Raw genomic sequence first — 25,567 nt, forward strand, 5'->3', positions numbered from 1 at the left:
ATATACTAGTAGAAAATATCATTTTGCTTTCGCGAAAGCGTAAAAAACACCCTTTTTTACCACTCGTCGACACTTTTCTACCATCCGTCTACAGTAAAATGTGTGTTCAACTATTTTCCATCTAAGAATCAATTTTTAATATTCATATTTGTTGACATTTAAAAATAATGATTTGGGGTCAAAAAAATTAAAAGTTCTTTTAATAGAGGACGATGCTATTGAAGTTATGAAGCTTAAGAGAGCGATAAAAAAGCTCGAGATGCAACACGACCTCATAGAAGCAAAAAATGGAGAAGAAGCGCTTGCTATTCTTAAGGATGAAAATGTGGTTCCAGATATCATATTTTTAGACCTCAATATGCCACGTATAAATGGCATTGAATTCTTGAAAATTTTAAAAGAAGATGAGGTGTTGAGGTATTTACCTACCATCATACTTACAACATCAAGTAACCGAAAGGACGTACTAGAGTGTTACAAACACGGAGTTGCTGGTTATATCTTAAAGCCGCTTAAGTATGATGATTACGTTCAGAAAATAGAATGCACACTTAACTACTGGAGTCAGAACGAACTAATAAAAGCATAATGAAAGGAATCGTATTTACAGAATTTTTAGATCTTGTAGAAGATAAGTTTGGACTAGAGATGGTTGACACGCTTCTTGCTAACTCAGAACTTCCGTCTAATGGAGTTTATACCGCAGTAGGTACTTATAGCTTTGCAGAGATGGTGAGTTTACTTACTAATCTAAATAAGGAAACAGGTATCGCTATAGACGACTTATTATTAGTTTATGGAGAGCACTTTTTTAGTGTAGTAGAGAGAAGTTATCCAGAGTTTTTACTTCAGTTTACAGATCCTTTACAGATGCTTGCATCTATAGAAAATCATATACACGTAGAGGTGATAAAAATATATCCAGACGCAGAGCTACCTACTTTTGAAATTGTTAAACAGACTGAAAATGAGCTGGTAATGATTTATACATCTAGTAGAGCAATGCACTCTTTTGGAAAAGGATTAATGAATAAAACTTTTGAGCATTTTAATCAAAAAGCTACTATCTTAGTCGAGAAACTTAATGATCAGGGAACTGAAGTTAAGTTTAGTATAACGACTAATGAGTGAAGATAAATTAAAAATGTATGAACGAGCGCTCGCTCGTGAAAAAGCAGCCCGTAAAGAGGCCGAACGTATTCTTGAAGATAAGTCACGAGAGCTTTTTTACAAAAGCCAAGAACTTCAAAAAGCAAACATTCAGCTTGAAAAACTCGTAAAAGAAAAAACATCTGAGCTTGAAGGTGTTTTTGAAAATATAGTAGATGCCTATGTGGTGACTAACTTACTGGGCGATGTCTTAAAAATGAATGAAGCAGCAGAAGCTTTATTAGATTTTACTATCGAGGATAAAAAAAATCTAATGGATACGCTTCATCCAGATGATTATGAAAAGGCTGCTATTGGTTTTCAAAAGTTATATAAAACGGGCTCTCTTACTGGTTTTAATATACGCATTGTTGCCCACGGTAACACAATTCTTCTAGAGCTTAATTCTAGTATTGTATACGACGAAAACAAACAACCTATAGCCGCGCAAGGAATTGTAAGGGATATTACACAACAGAAAGCAGCAGAACAAAAACTCATTAATTCTGAAAACAGACTCTCTGCAGTGATTTCAAATCTTGAGAGCGGGATATTACTAGAAGACGAAAACAGAAAAGTAGTTATTGCAAATGAGCGTTTTTGTGACTTCTTTAGTATAGCTATTACTCCAGCTGAGCTCATAGGTCAAGATTGCACAAATGCTGCAGAGCGATACAAACACCTTTTTGAGAATGAAGAGCGTTTTGTAACTAGAATTAACACACTTATTAAACTCAAAGAGCAAGTGGTAGGTGATGAGTTACAACTCAAAGATGGTAGGATACTAGAAAGAGATTTTATACCCATCTATGAAGAAGGCATTTACAAAGGTCACCTTACCACTTACAGGGATGTAACACTTCATAGAAGGTTTAGAAAAAATATTGAGGCAGAAAGGGCTAAGTATAGTAGCATTATTGCAAATATGGAACTGGGTCTTGTTGAGGTTGATACTAATGACAAGATACTTATGGTAAACCAAAGTCTCGAAGAAATGTCTGGTTATGAAGAGCAAGAGCTTCTAGGCAAAAGAGGTCGAGATATACTATTAGATAAAGAATCACAACAAAGACTTTTAGAAGAAAATAAAAAGCGCCTTAAAGGTACTTCAAACTCATATGAAGTGGTTGCTATTACAAAACAAGGAGAAAAAAGACATTGGCTTATAAGTGGCGCTCCAAATTATGATGTAAGTGGGAACATTATAGGTTCGATAGGTATCCATCTTGATATTACAGCCATTAAAGAACTTGAATTACAAAAAGAGAGTTTATTACAAAAGCTAGCTTCTAGTAATCACGAGTTGCAAGAATATGCACACGTTGTTTCTCACGATTTAAAGTCTCCATTACGCAGTCTTGATGCCCTATTAACTTGGGTAAAAGAAGATAATGTAGATGTGCTATCTAGCGACAGTTTAGAAAATCTAGACTTAATGGGTACTACCCTGGAGAAGATGGAGCAACTTATATCTGATGTATTAGAATACTCAAGTGTCTCGTCAGACGAAAAGGAGGTACAAGACGTAGCTGTCTCTGGAGTAATAGATGATATAGAAAAGTTATTACACATCCCTGATAACATATGCATAGAGCGAGAAGACACCTTACCTACCATTAAGGCAGATAGGGTACGTATACAACAACTTTTTCAGAACTTAATGAGTAATGCCATACGCTACTCAGATAAAGAGATGGGCATTATAAAAATAGGATGTGAGCAAAGTAAAGAGTATAATACATTCTCTGTATCTGATAATGGCATCGGTATCGAAAAGGAATACCACGATAAAATATTTGAAATTTTCCAATCACTTAACAAACACAAAGATTCTACAGGTATAGGTTTATCTATAGTTAAGAAGATAGTAGATCTTTATTCTGGTAAGATCTGGTTAGAAAGTACCCCGGGAGAAGGAACAACATTTTTCTTTACATTAAAAAAAATAATAATATGAAAACAGTACAGTTACAGCGACAAAAAGATAAAGAATGGCAGTACCTGTCTGAAAATGTTTTATTAAAATCGCCTTTGGTTCTCGTTTTTGGTAACAGATATTTGCTTGAGGATGCTGCTATTTATGACGAAGTACGGTCACTGTTTCCAGATGGCCATCTCATTTTTGGTTCTTCTAGTGGTGAGATTGTTGCTGGTGCGGTAAATGATGAGCACATTACAATTACAGCAATTGAGTTTGAAAAGACGCGATTTGAAGTACAAACAACGTCTATTATAGAAGCTCATAATGATAGTGAGCAAGCGGGAAGAACAGTGGTAGAAAATCTTAGTAAAGAGGGACTTAAACACATTTTTGTAATTTCTGAAGGTAGCTCTGTAAATGGATCTGCACTTACAAAAGGAATGCAAGAAGCCGCACCAGAAGTTCTTATCACTGGAGGTCTTTGTGGTGATGATGCTCGTTTTGAGAGAACGCTTGCTTCATATAACCAGCAACCCAAAGAGGGAGAAATTATAGTTATAGGATTTTATGGAGAAACCTTTGAAGCCTCCTTTTCAATCTATGGCGGTTGGACGCCTTTTGGTCCAGAGCGGCTTATTACTAAGTCTGAAGGAAACGTTCTTTATGAAATAGATGGTAAACCAGCATTAGATTTATACAAGAGATACTTAGGAGATAAAGCAGAGGAGTTACCTGGATCTGCACTCATATATCCGCTCAATGTGAAAAGTCAGGAAAATGAACAATCTTTTGTGCGCACCATACTTAATATAGATGAAGAGCAAAATGCGATGATACTTGCTGGTGATGTTCCAGAGAAGGCTACAGTACAACTTATGATGACTAATATGGATAACATAGCCATTGCATCAGAGACTGCAGCAAGTAGAGCGATGGAAGGAAGAAAAACACCACCAGAGCTCGCGCTACTTATAAGCTGCATAGGCCGTAAACTCGTACTAGACCAGCGTGTAGAAGAAGAGGTAGAAGAAGTGATAAGTGTGATAGGAGAAGATGTAACTATATCAGGTATATATTCCTATGGTGAGATTGCACCATTTTATGGTGAGCATAGTTGTAAATTGCATAACCAGACAATGACAATCACTTTAATAAGCGAATAGATGAATCCGCTCTTAAAAAGACAAATACGCAAGTACCTGCCTGATGATTTAAAAGATAGAGAAGATCTAGCTGTGTTTATGGATGCTATTAGCGGTTCTTATGATACCCTTGAAAATCAGTTCAAAATGACCCAGAGAGCAATGATGCTCAGTTCAGAAGAGCTTTTTGAGGCAAATAAATTATTAAGACAAGAAACAGCTCAGCAAAAGTCATTACTAGATAGGTTACAAGCTGTAATTCATAAAGCAAATCCAGATAATATTGATGAGAATGCAGAGGAGAGAAACCTAGCAGAGTACATAAGTGAGCAAGCAGAAGAGCTTATACGAGTTAATGAAAATCAAGAGTTGTTATTACAAGAACTTGCATTACAAAATCAAGAACTTAACGATTATGCTCATATCGTTTCTCACGACTTAAAATCACCACTGCGCAGTATAGAAGCTCTCGTAAGTTGGTTACAAGAGGATTATGAAGAGGCACTGGGTGATGACGGTAAAGAGCAAATAAAACTCATTGTATCACATTTAGAAAAGATGGACGCCCTCATCTCTGGTATATTGAGCTACTCCTCTATAGATAAGGACTTACGCAAAGAGCGAGAGATAGATCTTAATGTATTACTAGATGATGTGTTAAATCTACAAGCTGTCCCTAGTAATGTTGAGGTAATCATAAAAGATCTACCCAAGATTGTAGCAGACAAGGTGAAAATCCAGCAATTATTTCAAAACCTAGTAGGTAATGCCATTGCAAATATGGATAAACCAGAAGGTAAGGTCACCGTAAGTTGCGAGATCATCGCTTGTGCTCCCAGATTTAAAATAGTAGATAATGGTAAGGGTATCAATAGAGCCTACTTTGAGAAAATTTTTCAAATTTTTCAAAAATTAGATAGTGACACTTCAGGTACAGGCATAGGGCTCTCCATAGTAAAAAAGATTGTAAGCTTTTACGGTGGTAAGATCTGGCTTGAGAGCGAAGAAGGAGTGGGCACAACTTTTTATTTTACATTACCACATACTACATAAATGGAAAAACCTAGTCTAAGTTACATACAAGAACTTTCAGGTGGAGACGCATCTTTTGAAAAAGTACTCATCGGGTTGGTACAAGCGGAGCTTCCTGTAGAGATCGCAGAGTATGAAGAGAATATGAGTAATTCCGCTTTCGCGAAAGCGGCAGAAAACGTACATAAAATCAAGCATAAACTAGGCATAGTAGGCCTCGTAGATGGGTACGAACTTGCTATCACTTATGAAGCCGAACTTAAAGAAGATAACACACGCCTGGAACAAGCATTTAAAGACATCTTAAATAGTGTCATAGATTTTATAAAAGATTTATAATCTGTAAATTGCATATACAACAATAAATGCCTCATATGTTGAATTGTATAATAGTAGATGATGAAACTGCTGCGAGAACCATAGTCTCGCATTTATGTAATCAAGTAGATAACCTTACTGTAGTAGATGACTTCCCTAACGCGATGCAAGCGATTAAGTTTTTAAATAAAAACGAGGTCGATCTTATATTCTTGGATATACATATGCCAGATTTTACGGGTTTTGACTTTATAGACTCGCTTAAAAATCCGCCAAAGATTGTTCTCACAACATCAGACCGTGACTTTGCTATAGAGGCTTTTGAGTATGATTGTATTGTAGATTACCTTGTAAAACCTATCACATTACCTAGATTTCTTAAGGCGATGCAAAAGGTAGAAAGTTTTAAAGCACCTGTGGTTCAAAAAGCAGCTCCTGTTGTACAAGAAGTAAAGCAAGAAGAGTCAGAAAAAGAGATGTATGTAAATATAGACAGGCGTCTCATAAAGATTGTATTTGATAACATATTTCTTATCGAGGCAAAAGGCGACTACGTACTTATAAAAACCGAAGGAAAAAATTACACCGTACACTCTACACTTAAAAAGATAGAAGAGAAGCTGCCAGACAGCTTGTTCTTAAAAGTACATCGCTCTTATATCATTAATATTAAGAAAATTGTTGATATTGAGGATAATAGCGTCCTCATAGCAAGAGATGTAATCCCTATAAGTCGTTCTAATAGACCAGAACTTATTAAGCGACTTAACTTGTTGTAATTTAGGTATTTCCATTCGTCTACAGTAAACTGCCACTCGTCGATATCACGACTAGTGCTATCGAAAATTAAAAAATACAGGGTATAAACGACCTAATTTTGTTTCTATAATCAAATCCATAGAAGCATTATGAAATCAAATTTTTACTCACTAGCACAACAAGTTTTCTTAGTAGCTTGCTTAGTATGTACTTTTAATGTAAGTGCACAAGACATTCCTTTTAACTGTGATTACAGTGCATACTTATTTCAGTATAATGATGTTTATGCGATTGATCTTGCCTCTGGAAACTCTTTTCTAGCCGCCGAAAATGTAACTTCGGGTAACATTAATGCTGCAGCATATAACCCTGCAGATGGTTTTATATGGGGATATTTATCTAGCCCATCAAAATCTATTGTGAGAATAGGTAAAGACTTTAACACAACCGTTTTTACTATAGATGCACTTACCACGGGTAATAAGTATGTAGGAGACATAAGCGCTACGGGACAGTATTATTTTAAAGCTGGAGGTAGTACCTACTATAAAGTAGACTTAGACCCAACCTCAAGTACCTATACAGAACTTTTAAGCACAGAGACGCTATCACAAAGCATTAACGTGCACGACTGGGCTTTTAATGCAGTAGATAATCAATTATATACCGTAGAAAAAGGTACAAACATAATATATAGAATAAACCCTGATAATGGTGTTGTTACACCACTAGGCATTGTACCAATTCTTTCAGGATTAAACTACACCTATGGCGCTGTATATTTTGATGCATCAGGGAGATTTTATGTTTCTGCAAACCAAACAGGAACTATTTATGTAATACAAAGTGTACAAGACCTAACGGGAAGTAATAGTATGGACTCAAACCTCTTTGCTTTTGGTCCATCAAGCGCTAGTAATGATGGCGCACGTTGCCCCACGGCACCAGTGTTACAAGAAATATGTGATAATGGTATAGATGATGACGGAGACGGTCTTACAGATTGTGAAGATCCATCTTGCTCTGGATATGGAGACTGTGCAACTATAGATCCAGAAGCCTCTACTGGTAATAAGGGCGGTCTTGAGAGTAACAATAGATTATCTAATGCGATTGCAAAACGTAATTTTAACCGTGCAAAAGAGAGCTATACATTTAATAAAGACCTAGCCCCACTTAAAGAAAAAACAGCAAACTATGGAGTGAGAAATGCACAGTCATTTACATTACAAGATTTCATCCCTCTAGAAGAAATAGATGAAGACTATGTAGTAGAGTCTACACCTCAAGACCTTGTTGATATTACAAACGCTACAGAAGTATATGCTGTAGACTATATTAAAAATGACATCTCTACCGCTTCTATACTAGCACTCAAAACTGAAAATGGCGTATATGAGCACACTAAGTATATCTGTGATCGTTTACTAGGAGCAGAGCTTACCTCTGTGTCTACCATAGAGATTAATGGACAGCAGTTTATTAAATCCCTTATAAAAAATATAGATGGCAGTGTAGAATTTGTTTTAAGCCTTTCGGCGAAAGAAGTAAATAACGGAGCAGAGTTTGCCGTAGAGAGCCACTGGAATCTAGATCGCTATGAAGAAGAAGTAACCTTTTACAACTTCCAAATATGGGCAAATTCAATAGATGACCTTCATAAACTAGGACAGCAATTATTAAACTTACTTGAAGTACAAAAACCAGTAACATCTTATGAGGTAACAACACCACCTACAGTTTTTGTAAAAAGCGGTAGCTATACAAATGGTGCATTACAACTAGAGATTGTAAACACAAATGCCACAGAGAGTGTAACCTTTGATGCAGGTATAAGAGCCACAGAGACAAGTGATCTCGTGACAACTACCTCTACAATAGATCTAGGAGAACAGTACATCACAGAAGTTACTATTGACACTGGTTATTTATTTGACATAGGCTTTAGAATAGGAGATGGTATAAACACACCAGATGACTTATTTCTATCTGACGGCCCGTGGGGAGTAGATGCTTCACAAGATGGTACAGAAGTACTCTCTTATGAGATTATAGAAAATGAGAATACCTATAGTGATGAGGTATATGCTATAGAGCGTAACCTTGCCTTCACAGCAACAACAACGAGTTATGTAGGAGCTTACAGAGCACTTACTCCACGTTTTCAGGCAGTAGATGTAAGTAACTATAACGCACTACAGATGAGTGCAAAAGGAACGGGTAACCTAGAAGTAACCTTTGTAAAAGCAAGCATAGAAAACTGGGAAGAGCAGTACAAAGCAACCATTGAGCTTACAGATAGCTATCAAGAGATAGACTTCTCGCTAGAGAATTTTGTAAATGGCTCTGGTGCACCACTAGTACTTGATGATCTTGTAACGATAGTATTTACAATGGTATCTCAAGACGGAACAGCACAAACTAAAGAGATGTTTCTTAATGACATAAGATTTGCAAACTCAGAAGCCCTTTCGGTTGAAGATGGAGCGACTACACCAGCGGCGCTAGCCTTAACAAACTACCCAAATCCTTTTATAGGAGAAACCACCATAAGTCTAGCAAAACCAAGTGCAACGGTACAAATCACAGTAGTAGATATGCTAGGACGCATAGTAGACACGCAAGATATAACAACAAATAATGGAGGGTTAACAGCTGTATATACAACTCCAAACCTACAGACAGGCATCTATACCTATAAAATAATAGATAGTGCCTCACAACAACACAGTGGCAAGTTTGTCATAAAGAGATAAGTAAGTAGTTTTTTTTATTTGATTTGATGTTTGGCCATCACCGGGGACGGTGGTGGCTTTTTTTTGTGGGTGGGGTAAAATGTATTTCTGAGCGATAATAGTACATTGCTTAGTACGCTTTCGCGAAAGCATACCTCAAGTATGAGAAGTAAAAAGAATTTATCACGGTGGTAAACAAGCTGTCAAAACAAGTCTTTATCCTCATAAAATCAGGAAGTCTTTATAATGAAAATTATAGGTTAAGATTAGCTTAGAAGTGCTTACTGAGGGGAGTTGAGCTAGGCTTGTGTTTTAAATGAGTTGTTTGTTGGCAGTAGGTTTTATTTTTCAAGTCCATCTTTTATCGATTTCGTTTCAAAAATTGAATGCATTTGACAAGTTCCATTTTCAGGATTATTGAAATCAAAATCATTAACTCTATTAGAATTACCTATGGCTACATCTAAATGTGGTTTTAATTTCTTATAAATGTCATTATTTTGTTTAGTATAATATTTTTGAGTTTTTTCATAATCTGGTAAATGTTTTTTTAATTGCTTAATAGCATTCTCACAATTATTGAAAAATTTTCCAGTTCTTTCAAAATGAAGCAAAATCCAAAATTCTATACAAGGATTATTAATTATAACCTCAACATTATCGTATTTGGAAGAGATTTTTTGAATATATTCCTTTAAGGATTGAATAGGCGTTTTGGCTCCTTTTTTCACTTCTCTGCTTTCTTTGATTAAAACATCAAAATCCAATAACCAAAATACCTTATCATACTCTTTAGAAGATTCAATTACTTTTTTAAATTGGTCTTTTAGTTTTTTCTTTTGAGGAATTTCAGGTTTTAAATCTACTCTTAAAGAACGTTCATTTCTTTTAAGCATTTGGATATACCAAAATTCACATTCCCCTTCAACAATAAAAGCATATCTAGGTTTTCTTTTGGGTGTATTTCTTTTAGTTCTCATACTCAAAATTCAAGTAATAATCGCCAAGGTTTGGTGTTCCACCTAATTTTCCCGCTTTGTATGCATTTAAAACGTTAGTCGTATCTCTAACAATAGAACTATCGAAATCGGATAATGAATATAATTGAGTAGAACAGGAATCATCTTTGTCTGTAAACCAAATGATGTCATTTCTGAATAAATCTTTATTATTTAATATTTCTCGATTATGGGTTGTTGCAATAATTTGAGATTTTTTAGAATTAACTAAAAAAGATAATAGAAAATGTATGTATAAATCAGGATGTAATGAATCTTCTAATTCATCAATAGGAAAAGCTATACTTGAATTAACTAATAAACTTAATAATCCAGCAAAACCATAATATCTTTGAGTTCCTTGAGATTCTAATTTAAAAGGGAGTGAATATCTTTTTCCGTCAATTGTGTGTTCAAGTTCCAATTTTTTTAAAGGATTTGATATAATTTTTTCAATCATATCCTCTGGCATCTCAAGTACCTCTAAAACTTTTAACATTTTATCGTCAACTACTTTTTCCTCTTCATTTATTAGAATGTCAGAGATATTAAAATCAGCCTTTTTCAGTATATCTACTAAAATTTCTTTTTTTAATTTGGATTTTTCTATTTCAGAAGTGATAAATCCATCAAGTTCAGTTTTAGTTTGTACTAAGGGGTTTAGGTATTGAGAAAACCAGTCTGTTACTTCTTTCAAGTGGAAGAGTTCTATGTTTGTTTTTAGAAAACCTCCTAAAACCGTATTATTCCATAAAGTGTTCGCTTCAAGGTTTTTTTCAAAGGTTTTGTCTTTTTTTATTTTACTACCGAAAGTGATTTCAGTTAATTGTTTATTTAAATCAGTTGTTCTTTTAAAAACACTAGCTTTTTTAGGGTCATAATATTTCAACTCTTCACTTAAAATGGCTTTCTTACAATATTCTACTTCATATGAGTATCTAATATTATTCTGTATAAATTCAATTGAAAAGATAGTACTATCATTCAGAGAATTGTTATCAAAATGAAAAGGATTAAAATCTAAGATATCAGTCTTCTTTTCTTCTGGTTCTAGAACCAATTCTCTAAAATAGTTTAAAGCTTTTAAAATAGTAGTTTTTCCAGAAGCATTTGCGCCATATATTAAGGCAACCTTTAATAGTCTAAGGTTGTTGTCTGTATTAATAACGTAGTAATCTTCTAAATCGTTTGATTTAGTTGCTTCAAAGGAAAGTGTTTGTTTTTCTTTTATTGAACCAAAATTCTGTATACTAAAATTAATTATCATAATTTTTAGTCTTAATTTGTAAATGTTTTACAAATATAAGGCGAAGAGTGTTTTGGTTGATGTTAATTTTGGTATTTATTAGCTTACTACTAACAGGAAAGTCTATGAAGAGAGTACGGAACTAGATAGTTGTCCGGACTTTTCTATTGCTTGAATTCGTAGCCTTCAAGATTACATCTTTATAATTCCTTTTTCAAGCACTTGCCATCTCAGTTTTAAGCCTACTTCCATAAACTCAAATCCTGCTGCGGTTGCAGAGGCTATGTTACTGTACTTACCATAGGCTCCCATCTGGAAGCGGCTTGATATGGCATATTGTACTCTGGCTTCTACACGAAAAAGGGTAGTAGCCTCATCATCTTCTACTACTTGTAAACCTCCTGCAGCGTTTCCTGCATAGCTCCACTTTCCTGCCTGCCCAGTAAGATCTAAAAACAACTCAACTGCTTGATATTTTGACGGGCTAAAATATAACGTAGGTACTTGATCCTTAAAACCTACATACTGGTAATTGATACCACCCTTGAGCGTTGGTTTTTTTGTAAAGTTATAGTATAAAGAAGTAAATAATAAGTTACGAGAGTTTCCATCCGTTTGCTGCGTGTGCATTAAACCAGTATACCAACCTAGATTTATGTTTGTTCCCATATTGTAGTTAAGGGAATAGTTATTCATAAAGATTTTTTCATCTAGCAGTGCGGCGTTAAAATCTTGTAACGTTCTGCTATAACCCACCTCTAAAAACTGAAGCGGAAAAGGTCTTGACTTTACAAAAATAGATCCATTTACATCTGTATACTCATTTGCATCTGAATCTGCTTTTACAAACCCCAATGTACCTTCTAGCCAGGTATTATTTATGACTCTGTAATGAGCTCCAAGGCTTGCATTTGTGTTATAAGCCATCGTGTTTGTGGTCATATTTTCGGTAGTACGGTAGTTGTAAGAAAATATAGCTTTAAACCTACTTGTAAATGGCAACGTAGCGGTCAGTCCAGCCGAGTATGCTTGGTTGTCACCATTATCTTCGGTGTATGCAGCTCGTGTTTCGATCACGGGAGCGAGGCTACTTTCTATTGTTTTCATTAACCCAGTAGCGTCTTTCTGGTTAGGGTAGAAGGTTAAGGTATTTTTCGCGAAAGCGTACGCCTCATCCAGATTACCCTGTGCACGGTATGCATTTGCAATGCCGAGATTTCCGTCAAAAGAGGCGCTGTCCTTCTCAAGGATACCGTTATACACCTCGATACTCTTTTTAAAAGTCCCCGTGTACATCCCTAAAGTTGCCTTAAGCGCAGCCACGCGCGCATTAGTCGGGAAGGTACTTTTAAGATCTTCAATGGCAGTTCTTGCTGTGGCATATTTTCCGTTCCAGATGAGTGCTTGTATGTAGCGCTCGTTTGCGGTGATGATTTTTGTAGTGTCCGCTTTCGCGAAAGCGATACTCTCCTGCGCCAGTGTTAATGCAAGCTTGTCGTCTTTCTGTAAATGAGCAACTAGTGATTTACCTACCTGCGATGTTAATGTGTCTGAAAGTTGGTTATACATCGTATTTGCATTGTCATAATCCTTTTTTGCGATATACGTATTTGCAAGAGCACTTATGATTTGCTCATCGTTAGGCATATCCTCTAGAGCACTTTTAAGCAATTGTATAGCCGCATCGTATTGAAAAGCGGTTGTAAGTTGGTTTGCTTTACCCAAACGCATAAACTTTTTTGACCCCGCAGCATTTGCATTGCCAGGTTGTACAGTAAGTGCTTTATTTACATAAGTGATTGCAGCGTCATATTCTTTAAGGTTAGAAAGCGTGTTTGCATAACCGAGTAAGGCAGAGAAGCTTGTACTGTCTTTGGCAACAAGGGTTTCATAAAAATCCTTTGCTGCGCCAAAATCACTATCCCATAAAAGAGATTCTGCATAGTTTAAGCCCACTTCAAAATCTGTAGGGTAGTCTGCTTTGAGGTTTGTAAAAAGTGTTCTTGCTTTGCCACTCTCACCACTCAACCCTAGAGCACGACCGTAACAGAGTCTTGCTGTTTTATTATCTGGGTAGTCTTCAAGCACTTCGCCAAAAAATGTTTTTGCCTCCTCATATTTCCCAGTTTCTAATAAAGTGAAACCTGCAGACATATCTTGGCTGTATGCTGTGGCACCTAGTAGGAAAAGAATAATATATGTTAGTTGTCTCATTGCGTATGTTTTACAAGTGCAAGTTATGGCAATATATAAAGGATTCAATCTTAATGTATCTGCAATTCGTCGATACTTATCGTCGACTGGTGGAGGTTGCGTAAAGTGTGAATGGAGTTTTGAGGGGGGGATGGTTGCGAACATCTCCCCAAGGTTCTATTTATTGTTCCTAAAGTCACTTGCCTCCAACATCTCCCCAACCCCTCTTCGAAGAGGGGCTTCATTTTTGTGTACTCCTTCTCTTTGAAGAGGAGGCTGGGAGGATATGTTTTGCGTGTGAGTGAGAAGTTAGTTGCCAACATCTCCCCAAAGTTGCCTTCCTTTTATTTTTAAAGTCACTTGCTGCCAACATCTCCCCAAGGTGCCTTCCTCTCGTTCATACTTCACTCGTCGGAGGCAAGTTCAAAGAGGGGCTTTCATTGTGTGCTTCTCTTCTTTGAAGAGGAGGCTGGGAGGAGATGTTTTGAGTTTGAGTGAGAAGTTGGTTGCCAACATCTCCCCAAGGTGCCTTCCTCTCGTTCATACTTCACTCGTCGGAGGCAAGTTCAAAGAGGGGCTTTCATTGTTGTGTACTCCTCCTCTTCGAAGAGGAGGCTGGGAGAAAATGCTTCACATCTTAGTAAGAAGCACACCCCAAACCCCCAAAACCCACACCTTATATAGTATCACATTAAACTTTCGCGAAAGAGACATAACACAAAATATGCTTTAAAGATAAAACACGACCACTCGTCTACAGTAAAATTCTACTCATCGAAATTTCAACCGAAAGCCTCTTAATTGCTCGCATATTTGTACCAGAAACAAACAACAAAACAATTATGGGACTTACAGTAATAAATAACTCAAACACATTAAGAGTAGTACAAAACGCTAGAAATACACAAGCTAGTAATACATTAAGTGTAGTACACAGAAAGGTAGATAAGCCGGTTATCCAGTTAATGACTTATTAATCATTAGTTATGATCGCTATACAACACAAAATCAAAAAGATACTCTCTCCCGAGCAAATATTTATGCTCAGTGCCTTTGTGGTAAACGGAGGAAACTACTTCTATAATTTAGGACTGGGTAGAGTACTAGGCCCTGGTGCCTTTGCAGATGCTGCTATTCTCATCACCTTGCTGCTTGTACTATCATTTGTTGCAATGACTTTTCAGCTAGCAGTTGCCAAGTTTACAACGGAGTTTGACAAGTCAAAACAAGAAGCATTTGTACAAAGAGCTTATAAACAAGCTACCACCTTTGGAATCATATTGGGTGCGGCAATTGTAGTTTTTGCAGGATCGTTGCAAACACTTTTTCAAACAGAATCTTCTGTAATGTTTACCATTTTTGGAATAGCAGTCCCACTTTATTTCATAATGAGCGTAAACAGAGGAAATCTTCAAGGACGTAAATCCTTTATTGCATTATCTATCACCTACCAATTAGAAATGGTATACAGACTCGCACTTACTTTTGCATTATTACTTTTCTTCAATATAGAATCGTCTGTCGCGGTAGCTACAGCAATCGCAATCTCATTTATTGCAGGTGTATTTCCATTTAAAAAATTAACGTCTAAAAAGGCAGTGCAATCTGCCCTTACCTCAAAAGAGAGCAAGGCAGTTATGAACTTCTTTGTACTTACTGCGTGCTATGAGCTTACCCAGATCATTTGTAACAGCAGTGATATACTCTTAGTAAAACACTATTTTCCATCTTATGATGCAGGATTATATGCATCTCTAGCCCTTATAGGTCGCGTAGTTTATTTTGTAACCTGGATGTTTGTAATGTTACTATTACCTACAGTAGTATCTATGCGCAAGGAAGGTAAGAACTCTGTACCTGTACTTATGAAGTATGTAGGGTATATCACAGCCCTTGCTAGTGGTATTGTGTTATTTACATTTCTGTTTCCATCATTTGCAGTACAAATATTATTTGGAGAACAGTATATGTCTATTGCTCCATTATTAGGTTGGTATGCACTTGCGACATCTTTTTTTGCCCTATCTAACATTTTTGCCTACTACTATCTATCCCTAGATCATTATAAACCTATAGTAATTGCTGCCATTTTTGGAGTGTTACAAATAGTGTTAATCATATTATTCCACGATTCATTGTTTGAAGTTGTTTTAGCCCAAGTAGTTGCAATGGGAAGTTTACTCATTGCTCAATTACTTTATTTCTGGAAGATGCAAGTAAAGTAACAGTTTCCCCAAATTGTAGTTGCCCTCCTACATAAGCATTTGCTTTTGTGAGAGGGTTTTTGTTTTGACTAACTCAAGTCTATTGTGGAGGGGTATAATACCCTTTTATATACACCTTATCCATATCAAATCTCCATCTGGTGATATCTAACCTTAGTAGCTGCATTATAGTGACTTAGCCTATGTGAGCTGTAATTGTAAGAAAGTCAAAAATCGTTTATCGAAGATCAAATACCATTCGTCTATACTAACGGTCGAGTAAACGTTTTTCGTCCGCTTTCGCGAAAACAAAGCCCCATATTTGTACTATCAAAAAAACATAACTACTTAAAAACAAATATTATGGCACTATAAATAAACAACATTTACGGAATAACTTGTATCAAATGAAAAGTATCAAACACACACGTACAAGAAGTAAAAGGATACTTTAAAGCACTATTATCTGTAGAAGATAATGTCATCATAAATCTATGTGAGGTTAAAAAAGGAACTAAGAAACTAGTAAGAGTTTTAGAAAGCTTACAAGCCGAAATCTCAGAAGAAAAATCACTTAAGTTTTTCAGCTATCCAGAGCCAGCAGTTGCCGAATTATATGCGCAAATTAATAATCAGTCTAACTATTACCAGGCAGCAGCATAAGACAATACAAATCACTACAACAACATCAAATCTATATATTATGAAACTAGCAATCGTAACGGCCTATCCACCGAGCAAAGTAACTTTAAACGAATATGCATACCACTTAGTAAAGCACTTTCGTCAAAACCAAGAAGTAACAGAACTAGTACTTCTTACAGATGTAACTCCAGACCAAGCAGATATAACCTTTGAAGAAGACGGATGTGAGATTACAGTAAAGCAATGCTGGAAATTCAATAGCCTTAAAAATGTATTCTCTATCGCAAAAGCCGTAAGAGCAACACAACCAGACGCAGTACTTTATAACCTACAGTTTATGAAGTTTGGAGATAATAAGGTAGCTGCAGCGCTAGGATTGTTTTCCCCTTGGGTATCAAAAATGATGGGAGTAAAAACAACGGTATTACTTCACAATATAATGGAAACTGTAGATCTAGATAGTGCAGGATTTACAAGTAATAAATTAAAAATAAAGGCATATAACTTCATTGGCGAGATGCTCACCCGTGTGGTACTTAAAGCAGATACTGTGGCACTTACCATCAGTAAATATGTAGAGATATTAGAAAACAAGTATAACGCAAAAAATTGTGTACTCATCCCTCACGGTACCTTTGAAATTCCAGAAGAGCCATCTTATGATGTAGCACCAGGTCCTTTAAAAATAATGACGTTCGGAAAATTTGGAACTTACAAGAAAGTAGAAATACTTATAGAAGCTGTTCAAATCGTAAGAGAGCAAACTGGTCGTGATCTTGAGATCGTAATTGCTGGTACAGATAGTCCTAACATACCAGGATACCTAGCAGAAGTTCAAGAAGTATATAAGCACGTTCCTAATCTTACATTTACAGGTTATGTAGAAGAAGAAGATGTACCTGTAATCTTTTCAGAAAGTGCGATGGTTGTTTTTCCATACACATCTACAACGGGAAGCTCAGGAGTATTACATCAAGCAGGAAGTTATGGTAAGGCAGTAGTAATGCCAGACCTTGGAGATCTTGGTATTCTTGTAAAAGAAGAAGGATACAGAGGTGAGTTTTTTAATCCAGAAAGTATGCACAGTCTTGCTACAGGAATCCAAAATCTAGTAACAAACGAAGCTTACAGAACAGAAATAGCAAAAGCAAATTATCAAGCAGCAACAGCATTACCTATGAGCCGTATTGCTCAAATGTATATAGATGTTTTTAATGGCACATCAAGAAGAACAAAAAACACCACATTAATGGTAGCATAATTACCTGTTCTTAATGACCAAATAGGCATCGTCTTTCACCCCAAGTGTATTAACAATTCCAAAAAAAGCCTGTTTGTTCTTTCGCCACGGTAATCTGCCAGCCACTTCACTCGGTATATCCCTAAAATCATAAAGTGTCCAAGAGAGATAGTGTATACTATCTCTTTTCTGGGTTTTATAAAACTCGGTATAATATGCCGCTTGGTCTTCTTCATCTGGGCCTATAGGATTCCATAAGCCATTGTATGCTGCTAGACCAAATTCTTGTAAAACCACAGGCTTGCTAGTTATATCTGTAATAGATTTGTGAGCAGCACCTAGATTTTTGAGGTCTTTATAATAATGATAAGAGACAAGGTCTACCTTATCTTCCAGATGCAATGCGGCCTCTGGTGAAGACCAGCCTATAGTTACTGGGTGTGTATTATCTATGGTCTTGAGATAATCTATCGTTTGACTCAGCCACGATAAAACCTCACGTTGCCCACGACTTTCAAAATCTAGATTAGGCTCATTTTTTATATCCCATCCTAATAAAGCAGGATGGTCTTTTAAATGTGTTACGATACTATATAGATGAGCATTTGTAATAGTCCAGTCTTGTATGCGATAATCTCCATAAAAGTCAAAAAGAGTGACGACAACCTTAAGATTTGCTGCTTGCGCTTCATCTAGAAGTGATGTGAGTTTCTCAAGCTTTTCTCGCGGAACACGCGCCTTGCCAAAATCTTCAAATCCCACAAAGACTCTTATAGAATTAAGTTTGAGGTTATTAACAATTTTAAAATCTGTGATGAGGGTATCTTTACTAAACATAGCTCCAAAGGTATCCCAAGGGCTCCCTTGTGGGTAATAGTTGATTCCTTCTAACATTGCAAGATCAAGTGGGATTGTCTCTTTTTGAGCATCATCTACTGGATGTGAGGCTATCTTTTCAAAATGTCGTACTCTCCAGAAGCCATCTTCTAGTAGTAGTATGATTTTATAATCATCATTAAAAGAGCGCTCTACTAGAAATTGCTCGTTCTTAAAAACACGTTCTACACCTGTGACATTGCGATCTGTTAGTACAACCAGTGTGCCGTCTGCGCTATAAAATTCTAGCGTGAGGTGATGGGTGAGGGTTGTACTTTCTATATATACGTTTTCCTCATTGTTTAATGTGATTAAGTCCTCAACTTTTCCGCGGGCTTGCTCTGTAAAATGATCAAAAACTCCAGCATTTTCACCTGTGTAAAAAGCTCTATTCTTTACATACCAGGCGTCTAGATAATCTTCTTCTATGCTTGTGAGATTTGCTTCTTCCATAGGTCTACCAGGATTCTCAATAGACTCCCACGTCACCTGTGGTACATAGTGACGCTCTTTTGTTTCATCTAGGTGAAGCATCTTACTTCTGTCTGCACCCGTGTTTAAAAATGCAATCACCTGACTTATACCATAGAGGATACCCGCATTTATGAGAATAAATCCAGCCAAAATTAAGATACGATATAGCGTTTTATTGGTTTTCAATCTGTAATTGTGATTTTGTATGTAGCCTCGAGTCCTAGGGTCTCAATGTTTACATCATATGTTCCTGCGGGATAGTCTTCTTCTTTAAGATAAAAGACGCTAGATCCATTTTTGGTTAAGCCGTTGTAAGTGTTCTCGTCTATAGTAATTTGTACATCTATTCCATTTTGTACTAGCTGCCCCAGGTAACTTGTTAGAGGGCCTACGGTTAGATTTCTTTCGTTGATTTGTGGTGCCGGGATGCTGTCTATGATAGCTGTAAACTCTTGAGTAATGGTTTTGCTCTGTGCAATACCTGTCGCTGCTGCCCGTACATTCCAAGTGGTAGGGAAGTGTGGGTGTAACGCTTTCGCGAAAGCGTACCCATTTATAGTACTCGCTGTAAGCTGCCAGTGGGCACCTGTAGCATTTGTCATAAAAAAGGTAACGAGTGTCCCGTCTGTCATTACATTACCGTGTGCATCGCGTATTTGCGAACTATTAAATGTGATGATTTCATTACCATCTGCATAATTGTGATTACTACTTGCGGTGATTGTAAAATCTTGAGCAACATCTGGAAACACATCTGCAACGAGCTCTTTAGACGAAATGTTTTCAATCGTACTTCCCGTACTTACTCGGCCGGTCTTAAGTGGAGCATAAATACGTTTCCACACAAAGCCAGATGTAAGCTCGTGAGATGTAGTCGTGATATTAGATTTAAACTGTGACTTGAGAGTCACTTTTGTATTATCTGGCAGTGTGTTATCTAGTGTATCTGTCGGGATACTCACGAGCATTGTGTAGTCACGCACATTTGCAACAATACTACGTGGCCCAAGATAAGTCTCTACAGTGCCTAGTTGAGTAGCGTTGGGCACTAGTCTAAAAGTGCCTTCTTGCGTAACCTTATCATTAAGATATAGGCTATAATGTACCACGCCACTGCGTTTTGTAAAACTAGGAGGAATATAAAACTGTGGTGTATTATTAATCGCTTCTGGCTCTATAACAATCGTAGCATAGGTACTAGAGAGAATGAGATAAGCCTGTCCTGAAGCAATAGTAGTGTCACCCATCGTGGTAATGTAGATTCCCATTTCTGTAACTGTAGTATCCTCTATGTTATTTATAGACAGTGTTATAGGCGTAGATGTTACTTCAACGGGTTCTTCTTTACAACTAGACATACCGAAGCATATGAGTATACTCATATAAATAACTAATTGCGATATGTGGGTATAGCGCTTCATTATTTTGGATTACCTACATAGTTATTTGTGATGATGGTGATATATGCATACGGCATATTTGCTACAGGTATAAACGTACGGTTAGTTCCAGCATCGTTGCGTTGAGGCACCACCTTATCAGAGATACTCTGGTTAGGTAGTCCATTTACAGAGGCCGTAGCTAGTCCAGATGCAACTTCTGTAGGTAATGCATCTGTATAAAGTACTTCAGAAAAAGGGCGTTTGCGTTGCTGGCGCACACTCTCATCTATATACCTGCTTTCTACCCATAACAACTCCTTGTCTTCATTATAATAACCTATGAGTAGTTGTGGTATGGTCGCTTCTTCTATACTCGTATTAAAGAGAAAACCATTTAAGGTTGTGTCTTTTTGTGTGACATTAAAAAGGTCTGCAGCTTGGTAAAGATCTGTTGTTGCTACGTTTGCGCTTACTTGTACCTCAAAGTTTACTGGGATATCTGTAAGATCTACCTCTGTAAATGTATCTGGCTCGTAGGTAGTAGGCTTTTCTTCTAGCGCAGATGCCCAAGCAATACCCTCAAAGTTTATACGATATAGCGTTGTTTCCTTAGGCAGTAGTTTATGCTTCACTACATCTTTTGCATTAAATCTTGCCAGCTCCTCATTTTCTTCATTATACAAAGCTCCTGTCACAGAGATATCTGCAGGGATATTATCTACATTCTGTATTTCGCCTACAATAGCATAGGTTGTGTCTAGCTGTACCAGTCTTGCAGAGAGTACCTCTACAACGGGCTGTTTAAGTACATCTTCGTGAAAGGTTTGCTCTGAGGTTACGGCACGCTTACCGTGATTATAATACCGAGTGCCACTTTGTATGAGTAATTGCTCTGGTGGGATGTCTGGATCTACCTTTTGAGGTATAATGTACCACTTGCTCTTCTTTTTAATGAGCTCCAGCTCATCTTGAGTTTGTATCTCCTTGAGGGGTGTAATCCAGGTAGCATCTACGACACCTTGAGCAGTTGTGTCTGTCTTAGGAGTTATATCTATGTGCAAGCTATCTAGCTTTGCATATGAACTTAACAGGCCATCTGAGACCGATATCTCAAGCATAAACTGTGAGAGTTTTTTATCACTCTCTGGATCAATATAAGAGTGCGCACGCTCAAATTCTTTAAAATCTACAGCATCATAATAGGCAGTGACCACATTTCTTGCAGAGAGTTGTGTAGTGTTTTTTACATAAAATAGATATCCCGCATAGGCTATTATAATGAGCAAAACAATCGTCCATAAAATAGAAGCCCAGTATAATAAGGAGGGTGCTCGTTTGTATTTTGCAGCAAATGCAAAATATAATGGAAGCTCATTTTTTCTATTAAAAGATCGCGTCCACAAGGCACCTAGATGCAATAGTATTGCGAGTATTACTGTTGAAAATGGAATGATTCCCCACATAAGTTTTAAAACTAGCGGTGCATCTTCTCTAGGCAGCACACTAGGTAAAGGCGCAATACCTGCTTTTTCCCACACCATAATACCGTTTTCTAGTAAACTCAATCTATGCCAACCGGTGAAGTAGAGTAGTGGGTCATAAAATTTATCATTAGAAAACACATATTTTAAATGATACTTTTCTGGTACCGTAAGAAACTGCTGTAGCGAGCCTATCCCTTCTATACCTCTATATTTTGAGTTTTCGAGACGCTCTACTGCTCGTGTGGTAAGCTCTGGGAGTCTTCTGGCAGAGTGATAATCTCCATCTACCGTGGTTGCCTTAGTTTGTGCAGAAAGCCACGCCATCTGGTCTCCAAAACCTAGTGGTAAGTATCGCCATTTATAATGTTCATCTTCATTTAAGAAATTTACGATAGGCGTCATTTTAATCACATCTGGCTGGCTCGGTCTAAATTTTCCTAGGGTAATTGTAAATATGGCGATAAAAATAAATAGTAGCGATAAAAATGCTCCAGATGCTCTATGTACCAGCGTTCCACATTTTTCTTGCAAGTAGTCCTTATAATCTCCCTCTACAAATCGGTAACAAAATTCCCCAAAAACCGGTAGTGCCATTATAGATGCCCATAAGGTAAAGCGGTCTAGGGTGAGGATATTAAAGGCATTTTCGCCTAGCATTGCCAGCGGGATAGGTGTGGTGCCACCAGTACCCAAAATAAAAAGTAACGTAAACGAGATGCCAAAAAATAGAAGACGCTTACTATAATATCTATAAAAGAAATAAGGCAGTAAGAACATTAAAAGTCCCCAAGGAATCACAAAAAAAACGAGTCCCGAGGAGAGTACTTCAAGAAAGCTGTCACGCGATCCGTGCGGTATAGGCACCTGCGTGATGGGATTATTTTTAGTATTTACCCAGTATGGCAAGATGCACGTGATGATAAGAAACAAAGAACATCCTCCAAATATAATGATGCGTCTAAGGTGGGTCCATACCGCTTTCGCGAAAGCGATAACAGTCACCTCCTTTGTACTATTAACTTTTTCTCTCGCAGCATCCATTACCACCATTCCTAACAGTGGGAATATGAAGAAAACCATACCAAAGATAGGAGTCACGTGATGAGAAGTAACCGTAACCGAGAGTAATGCCAGTGCTTTAAAGAGGTGCCGTTTGCGCGCAGTTTTTACCCATAGATATATCTCCGGTAAGCAATGCATTAATACAGAGATCCCTATAATACTAGGTAGTTGGCCAAATATATGGAGCGTCTCTACAAAGGACGAACTAAATACGGCTAGCACTGCAGTGTAATTAGCGACCTTTTTATTAGGTATAAGCACCATCGTAAAGCGATACACTCCAGTAATAAATAGTACAACTCCCGTGAGGGCGACGGTAAACATCCCAAATTTAAGACCACCTATATAAGAGAGTGCTCCTATAGTTTGATGCACCAGTGGTGGGTAACCCATTACTGTAAAGCCAGTATACCAGCTATAACTCCAAGGCTCAAACCAGTTAGTCGCATAGTGATTTGCAAAAAACAGGTGTATAAGAGCGTCATAAGTGCGCTCTACAGTAAAAAACATTGCCGTCCCGTGGAAAATCATTCCGAGGAGTACGGCACTTACTAAATATTTGTTTGTTTTAGACTGTTTCATTTGGGAGTGAAAAGATACCCTTTTTAATATTCTGATTCAAAGATAGTTCTTTCGACGAATGGTTCATCCTTCGACGAATGGTAACCGTCGATACAAAGAATCCAGCCATCGAAAATTCAAAAAAATAGCTGCTTTGTGGAGGTATGTTTGTCCTGTAAAACAATAACAACACACAAACACACATTATGAAAACTGGAATAATCATCCCTTGCTACAACGAAGAAAAGAGACTTAACACAGAAGCATTTGTAAACTTCATTAAAGAAAACCGCGATTACCACCTATGTTTTGTAAACGATGGAAGTAAAGATAAAACGCTAGAGGTTCTTTATAGTATGAAAGAACAAGCGCCTAATGCAATAAGCATTGTAGATGTAAAAAAGAACTCTGGCAAAGCAACCGCTGTAAGAGCAGGAGCTAGATTTTTATACAGTAAGTCTACTATCTCTACGATAGGATTTATGGATGCAGACCTTTCTACAGACTTCAGAGATTTTAAGGACCTCGTTAAAACTCTGAAGACTGAGGGAAAGCTCGTAGTATTCGGTTCTAGAAACGCTTTAGGAAGCGGAGAGATAGAGCGCAACTTTATGAGAAATATGTTTTCAAAATTTGTGAAGCAGTTTATCTTATTAATCTTAGGATTACCTATAAGAGACACGCAGTGTGGAGCAAAAGTATTTACAAGAAGCATCGTACCTGCAGTATATGATAATGCTTTTACTAGTAGATGGTTATTTGACGTAGAGATCTTCTTACGTCTTAAAAATTACTTAGGAAAAGAAAACACGATGAACAACATCTTTGAGCAGCCACTTATGAGATGGGTACACGTAGATGATTCAAAATTAGGAATGAAAGACGCTTTACAGATCCCTATGAATCTTACACAGATCTGGTTCAACTATGCTTTTCAAAGAAATACTGCAGCAAATATCATACCTACAAACTTTGCACTAGATACTATTACTCCAGAACTTTCTATAGCAGCATAATAAATACTGTTTCCTAGTCCCCATAAAACATCATTTATCCACATCAAATCTACTATTATGAACATCTATCCAATAAAATTTGAACCTATCCTTCAAGAAAAAATCTGGGGAGGATCAAAACTTCAGACGGTACTTAATAAGAAATGTACAAGCGATACGACTGGTGAGAGCTGGGAAATATCTGGAATAGAAGGAAATATATCACAAGTAGCAAATGGAGATTATAAAGGTGAGTCATTAGTATCACTTTTAGAAAACCACACCAGTGAGTTTGTAGGAGCTGCAAATTATGTGCGTTTTGGAAATGAGTTTCCGCTACTTATAAAGTTTCTAGATGCAAAGACAAATCTTTCTGTTCAAGTACATCCAGATGATGAGATGGCTCAAAGAGATCATAACTCATACGGTAAAACAGAAATGTGGTACATAATGGATCACGAAGAAGAAGCAGAAATTATATTAGGTCTTAAAGATAAAAATGCAAATACAGAGATCTTACGTGATGTAACAGGAGATAATGTGTATGATATATTTAATAAAGAAAAAGTAAATCGTGGTGATGCTTATTTTATCCCGGCAGGAAAGATACACGCCATAGGAGCGGGGGTGCTCGCAGCAGAAATACAGCAAACCTCAGATATCACCTATAGAGTATATGACTGGGATCGCACAGATAAGGAAGGTCAAAAAAGCGATTTACACCTTGACCAGTCTGTTGCAGCAACTAAGGAGTTTACTGAAGAATGTAAGAAAGAATGTAAAGTAGAAGATAATGTATCACAAAATGTTGTTGCTTGTGATTACTTTACTACAAATAGCTTTAATGTAAATAGTACTTTTCAAAGATCATTTACTAACCTAGATTCATTTGTAATCCTTATGTGTGTTGAGGGTAGTGCATCTGTAACTGTAAATGGTAAAACTGAGATAGTATCTATGGGAGAAACACTTCTCTTACCAGCACAAAGTGAAGAAGCATATTTTTTTGCTCAGAATGCAAAATTTCTAGAAGTGTATATTGATTAATCAACAAATCTATGATTTAGAAATCTTTGTAAACCTATAATGTACTTTGTTGTTATTGTTACATTAAATAGATTAAGCATTACAGAGCAGAACTATTAGATCAT

The 25,567-nt window shown here is 36.9% G+C and carries 19 protein-coding genes; 13 read left to right on the plus strand and 6 right to left on the minus strand.

Features of this window, described 5'->3' with window-relative positions; translation table 11 throughout:
* The first annotated feature begins 172 nt into the window (after positions 1–172).
* The 8 genes from I597_RS09190 (at position 173) to I597_RS09225 (ending at position 9,077) form a co-directional block, all read left to right on the plus strand.
* Positions 173–589: a response regulator gene (locus I597_RS09190; protein ID WP_035328678.1), complete on the plus strand. Its 417-nt coding sequence runs from the start codon at positions 173–175 to the stop codon at positions 587–589.
* Positions 589–1,131 (plus strand): heme NO-binding domain-containing protein, encoded by a 543-nt coding sequence (locus I597_RS09195; RefSeq protein ID WP_035324997.1) that lies wholly within the window; start codon positions 589–591, stop codon positions 1,129–1,131. Before I597_RS09190 ends, I597_RS09195 begins: the two co-directional genes overlap by 1 nt.
* Positions 1,124–3,106, plus strand: coding sequence for a PAS domain-containing sensor histidine kinase (locus tag I597_RS09200; protein WP_035324996.1), 1,983 nt, complete (start codon positions 1,124–1,126; stop codon positions 3,104–3,106). Before I597_RS09195 ends, I597_RS09200 begins: the two co-directional genes overlap by 8 nt.
* Entirely contained in the window at positions 3,103–4,233 is a 1,131-nt protein-coding gene (locus I597_RS09205; RefSeq protein ID WP_035324995.1) for an FIST signal transduction protein, read from the plus strand. Before I597_RS09200 ends, I597_RS09205 begins: the two co-directional genes overlap by 4 nt.
* Positions 4,234–5,265: a sensor histidine kinase gene (locus I597_RS09210; protein WP_035324994.1), complete on the plus strand. Its 1,032-nt coding sequence runs from the start codon at positions 4,234–4,236 to the stop codon at positions 5,263–5,265. It abuts the gene before it with no gap.
* Positions 5,266–5,583 (plus strand): Hpt domain-containing protein, encoded by a 318-nt coding sequence (locus I597_RS09215; RefSeq protein WP_035324993.1) that lies wholly within the window; start codon positions 5,266–5,268, stop codon positions 5,581–5,583.
* A gap of 38 nt (positions 5,584–5,621) precedes the next feature.
* On the plus strand, positions 5,622–6,341 hold the full coding sequence (locus tag I597_RS09220) for a LytR/AlgR family response regulator transcription factor (RefSeq protein ID WP_035328675.1): 720 nt from the start codon (positions 5,622–5,624) through the stop codon (positions 6,339–6,341).
* Positions 6,342–6,470: 129 nt separating this feature from the next.
* Complete coding sequence (locus I597_RS09225; RefSeq protein ID WP_035324992.1) at positions 6,471–9,077, plus strand: DUF6923 family protein; 2,607 nt, start codon at positions 6,471–6,473, stop codon at positions 9,075–9,077.
* Between the two features lie 320 nt (positions 9,078–9,397).
* Here I597_RS09225 and I597_RS09230 read toward each other — a convergent pair whose 3' ends face one another.
* The 3 genes from I597_RS09230 to I597_RS09240 form a co-directional block, all read right to left on the minus strand.
* Positions 9,398–10,036, minus strand: a complete 639-nt coding sequence (locus tag I597_RS09230) for an RloB family protein (RefSeq protein ID WP_035324991.1) — start codon at positions 10,034–10,036, stop codon at positions 9,398–9,400.
* Positions 10,026–11,321, minus strand: coding sequence for an AAA family ATPase (locus I597_RS09235; RefSeq protein WP_035324990.1), 1,296 nt, complete (start codon positions 11,319–11,321; stop codon positions 10,026–10,028). Before I597_RS09235 ends, I597_RS09230 begins: the two co-directional genes overlap by 11 nt.
* Positions 11,322–11,492: 171 nt before the next feature.
* Positions 11,493–13,514: a tetratricopeptide repeat protein gene (locus tag I597_RS09240; protein WP_035324989.1), complete on the minus strand. Its 2,022-nt coding sequence runs from the start codon at positions 13,512–13,514 to the stop codon at positions 11,493–11,495.
* A gap of 821 nt (positions 13,515–14,335) precedes the next feature.
* Between I597_RS09240 and I597_RS15100 the strand changes: the two genes are divergently transcribed.
* The 3 genes from I597_RS15100 (at position 14,336) to I597_RS09250 (ending at position 17,603) form a co-directional block, all read left to right on the plus strand.
* Positions 14,336–14,470 (plus strand): hypothetical protein, encoded by a 135-nt coding sequence (locus I597_RS15100; protein WP_257724718.1) that lies wholly within the window; start codon positions 14,336–14,338, stop codon positions 14,468–14,470.
* Positions 14,471–14,479: 9 nt separating this feature from the next.
* On the plus strand, positions 14,480–15,718 hold the full coding sequence (locus I597_RS09245) for an oligosaccharide flippase family protein (RefSeq protein WP_035324988.1): 1,239 nt from the start codon (positions 14,480–14,482) through the stop codon (positions 15,716–15,718).
* 682 nt (positions 15,719–16,400) lie between these two features.
* On the plus strand, positions 16,401–17,603 hold the full coding sequence (locus I597_RS09250) for a glycosyltransferase (protein WP_035324987.1): 1,203 nt from the start codon (positions 16,401–16,403) through the stop codon (positions 17,601–17,603).
* On the opposite strand, the gene I597_RS09255 is transcribed toward I597_RS09250, so the two are convergent.
* Genes I597_RS09255 through I597_RS09265 form a run of 3 tightly spaced genes read right to left on the minus strand, consistent with a single transcriptional unit; the run spans position 17,604 to position 23,442 of the window.
* Positions 17,604–19,118 (minus strand): glycoside hydrolase family 2 TIM barrel-domain containing protein, encoded by a 1,515-nt coding sequence (locus tag I597_RS09255; protein ID WP_035324986.1) that lies wholly within the window; start codon positions 19,116–19,118, stop codon positions 17,604–17,606.
* Positions 19,115–20,314: a hypothetical protein gene (locus I597_RS09260; RefSeq protein WP_152594938.1), complete on the minus strand. Its 1,200-nt coding sequence runs from the start codon at positions 20,312–20,314 to the stop codon at positions 19,115–19,117. The genes I597_RS09255 and I597_RS09260 overlap by 4 nt, the downstream gene beginning before the upstream one ends.
* Positions 20,315–20,352: 38 nt before the next feature.
* Complete coding sequence (locus I597_RS09265; protein WP_035324984.1) at positions 20,353–23,442, minus strand: membrane protein; 3,090 nt, start codon at positions 23,440–23,442, stop codon at positions 20,353–20,355.
* A 185-nt stretch (positions 23,443–23,627) separates the two neighbouring features.
* On the opposite strand from I597_RS09265, the gene I597_RS09270 reads away from it, so the two are divergent.
* Together I597_RS09270 and I597_RS09275 are read left to right on the plus strand one after the other, a co-directional pair.
* On the plus strand, positions 23,628–24,437 hold the full coding sequence (locus tag I597_RS09270) for a dolichyl-phosphate beta-glucosyltransferase (RefSeq protein ID WP_035324983.1): 810 nt from the start codon (positions 23,628–23,630) through the stop codon (positions 24,435–24,437).
* A 57-nt stretch (positions 24,438–24,494) separates the two neighbouring features.
* A complete protein-coding gene (locus I597_RS09275) occupies positions 24,495–25,463 on the plus strand; it encodes a type I phosphomannose isomerase catalytic subunit (RefSeq protein ID WP_035324982.1) in 969 nt (322 codons plus the stop codon).
* The last annotated feature ends 104 nt before the right edge of the window (positions 25,464–25,567 follow it).

It is taken from the genome of Dokdonia donghaensis DSW-1 (assembly GCF_001653755.1).
Taxonomy (GTDB): domain Bacteria; phylum Bacteroidota; class Bacteroidia; order Flavobacteriales; family Flavobacteriaceae; genus Dokdonia; species Dokdonia donghaensis.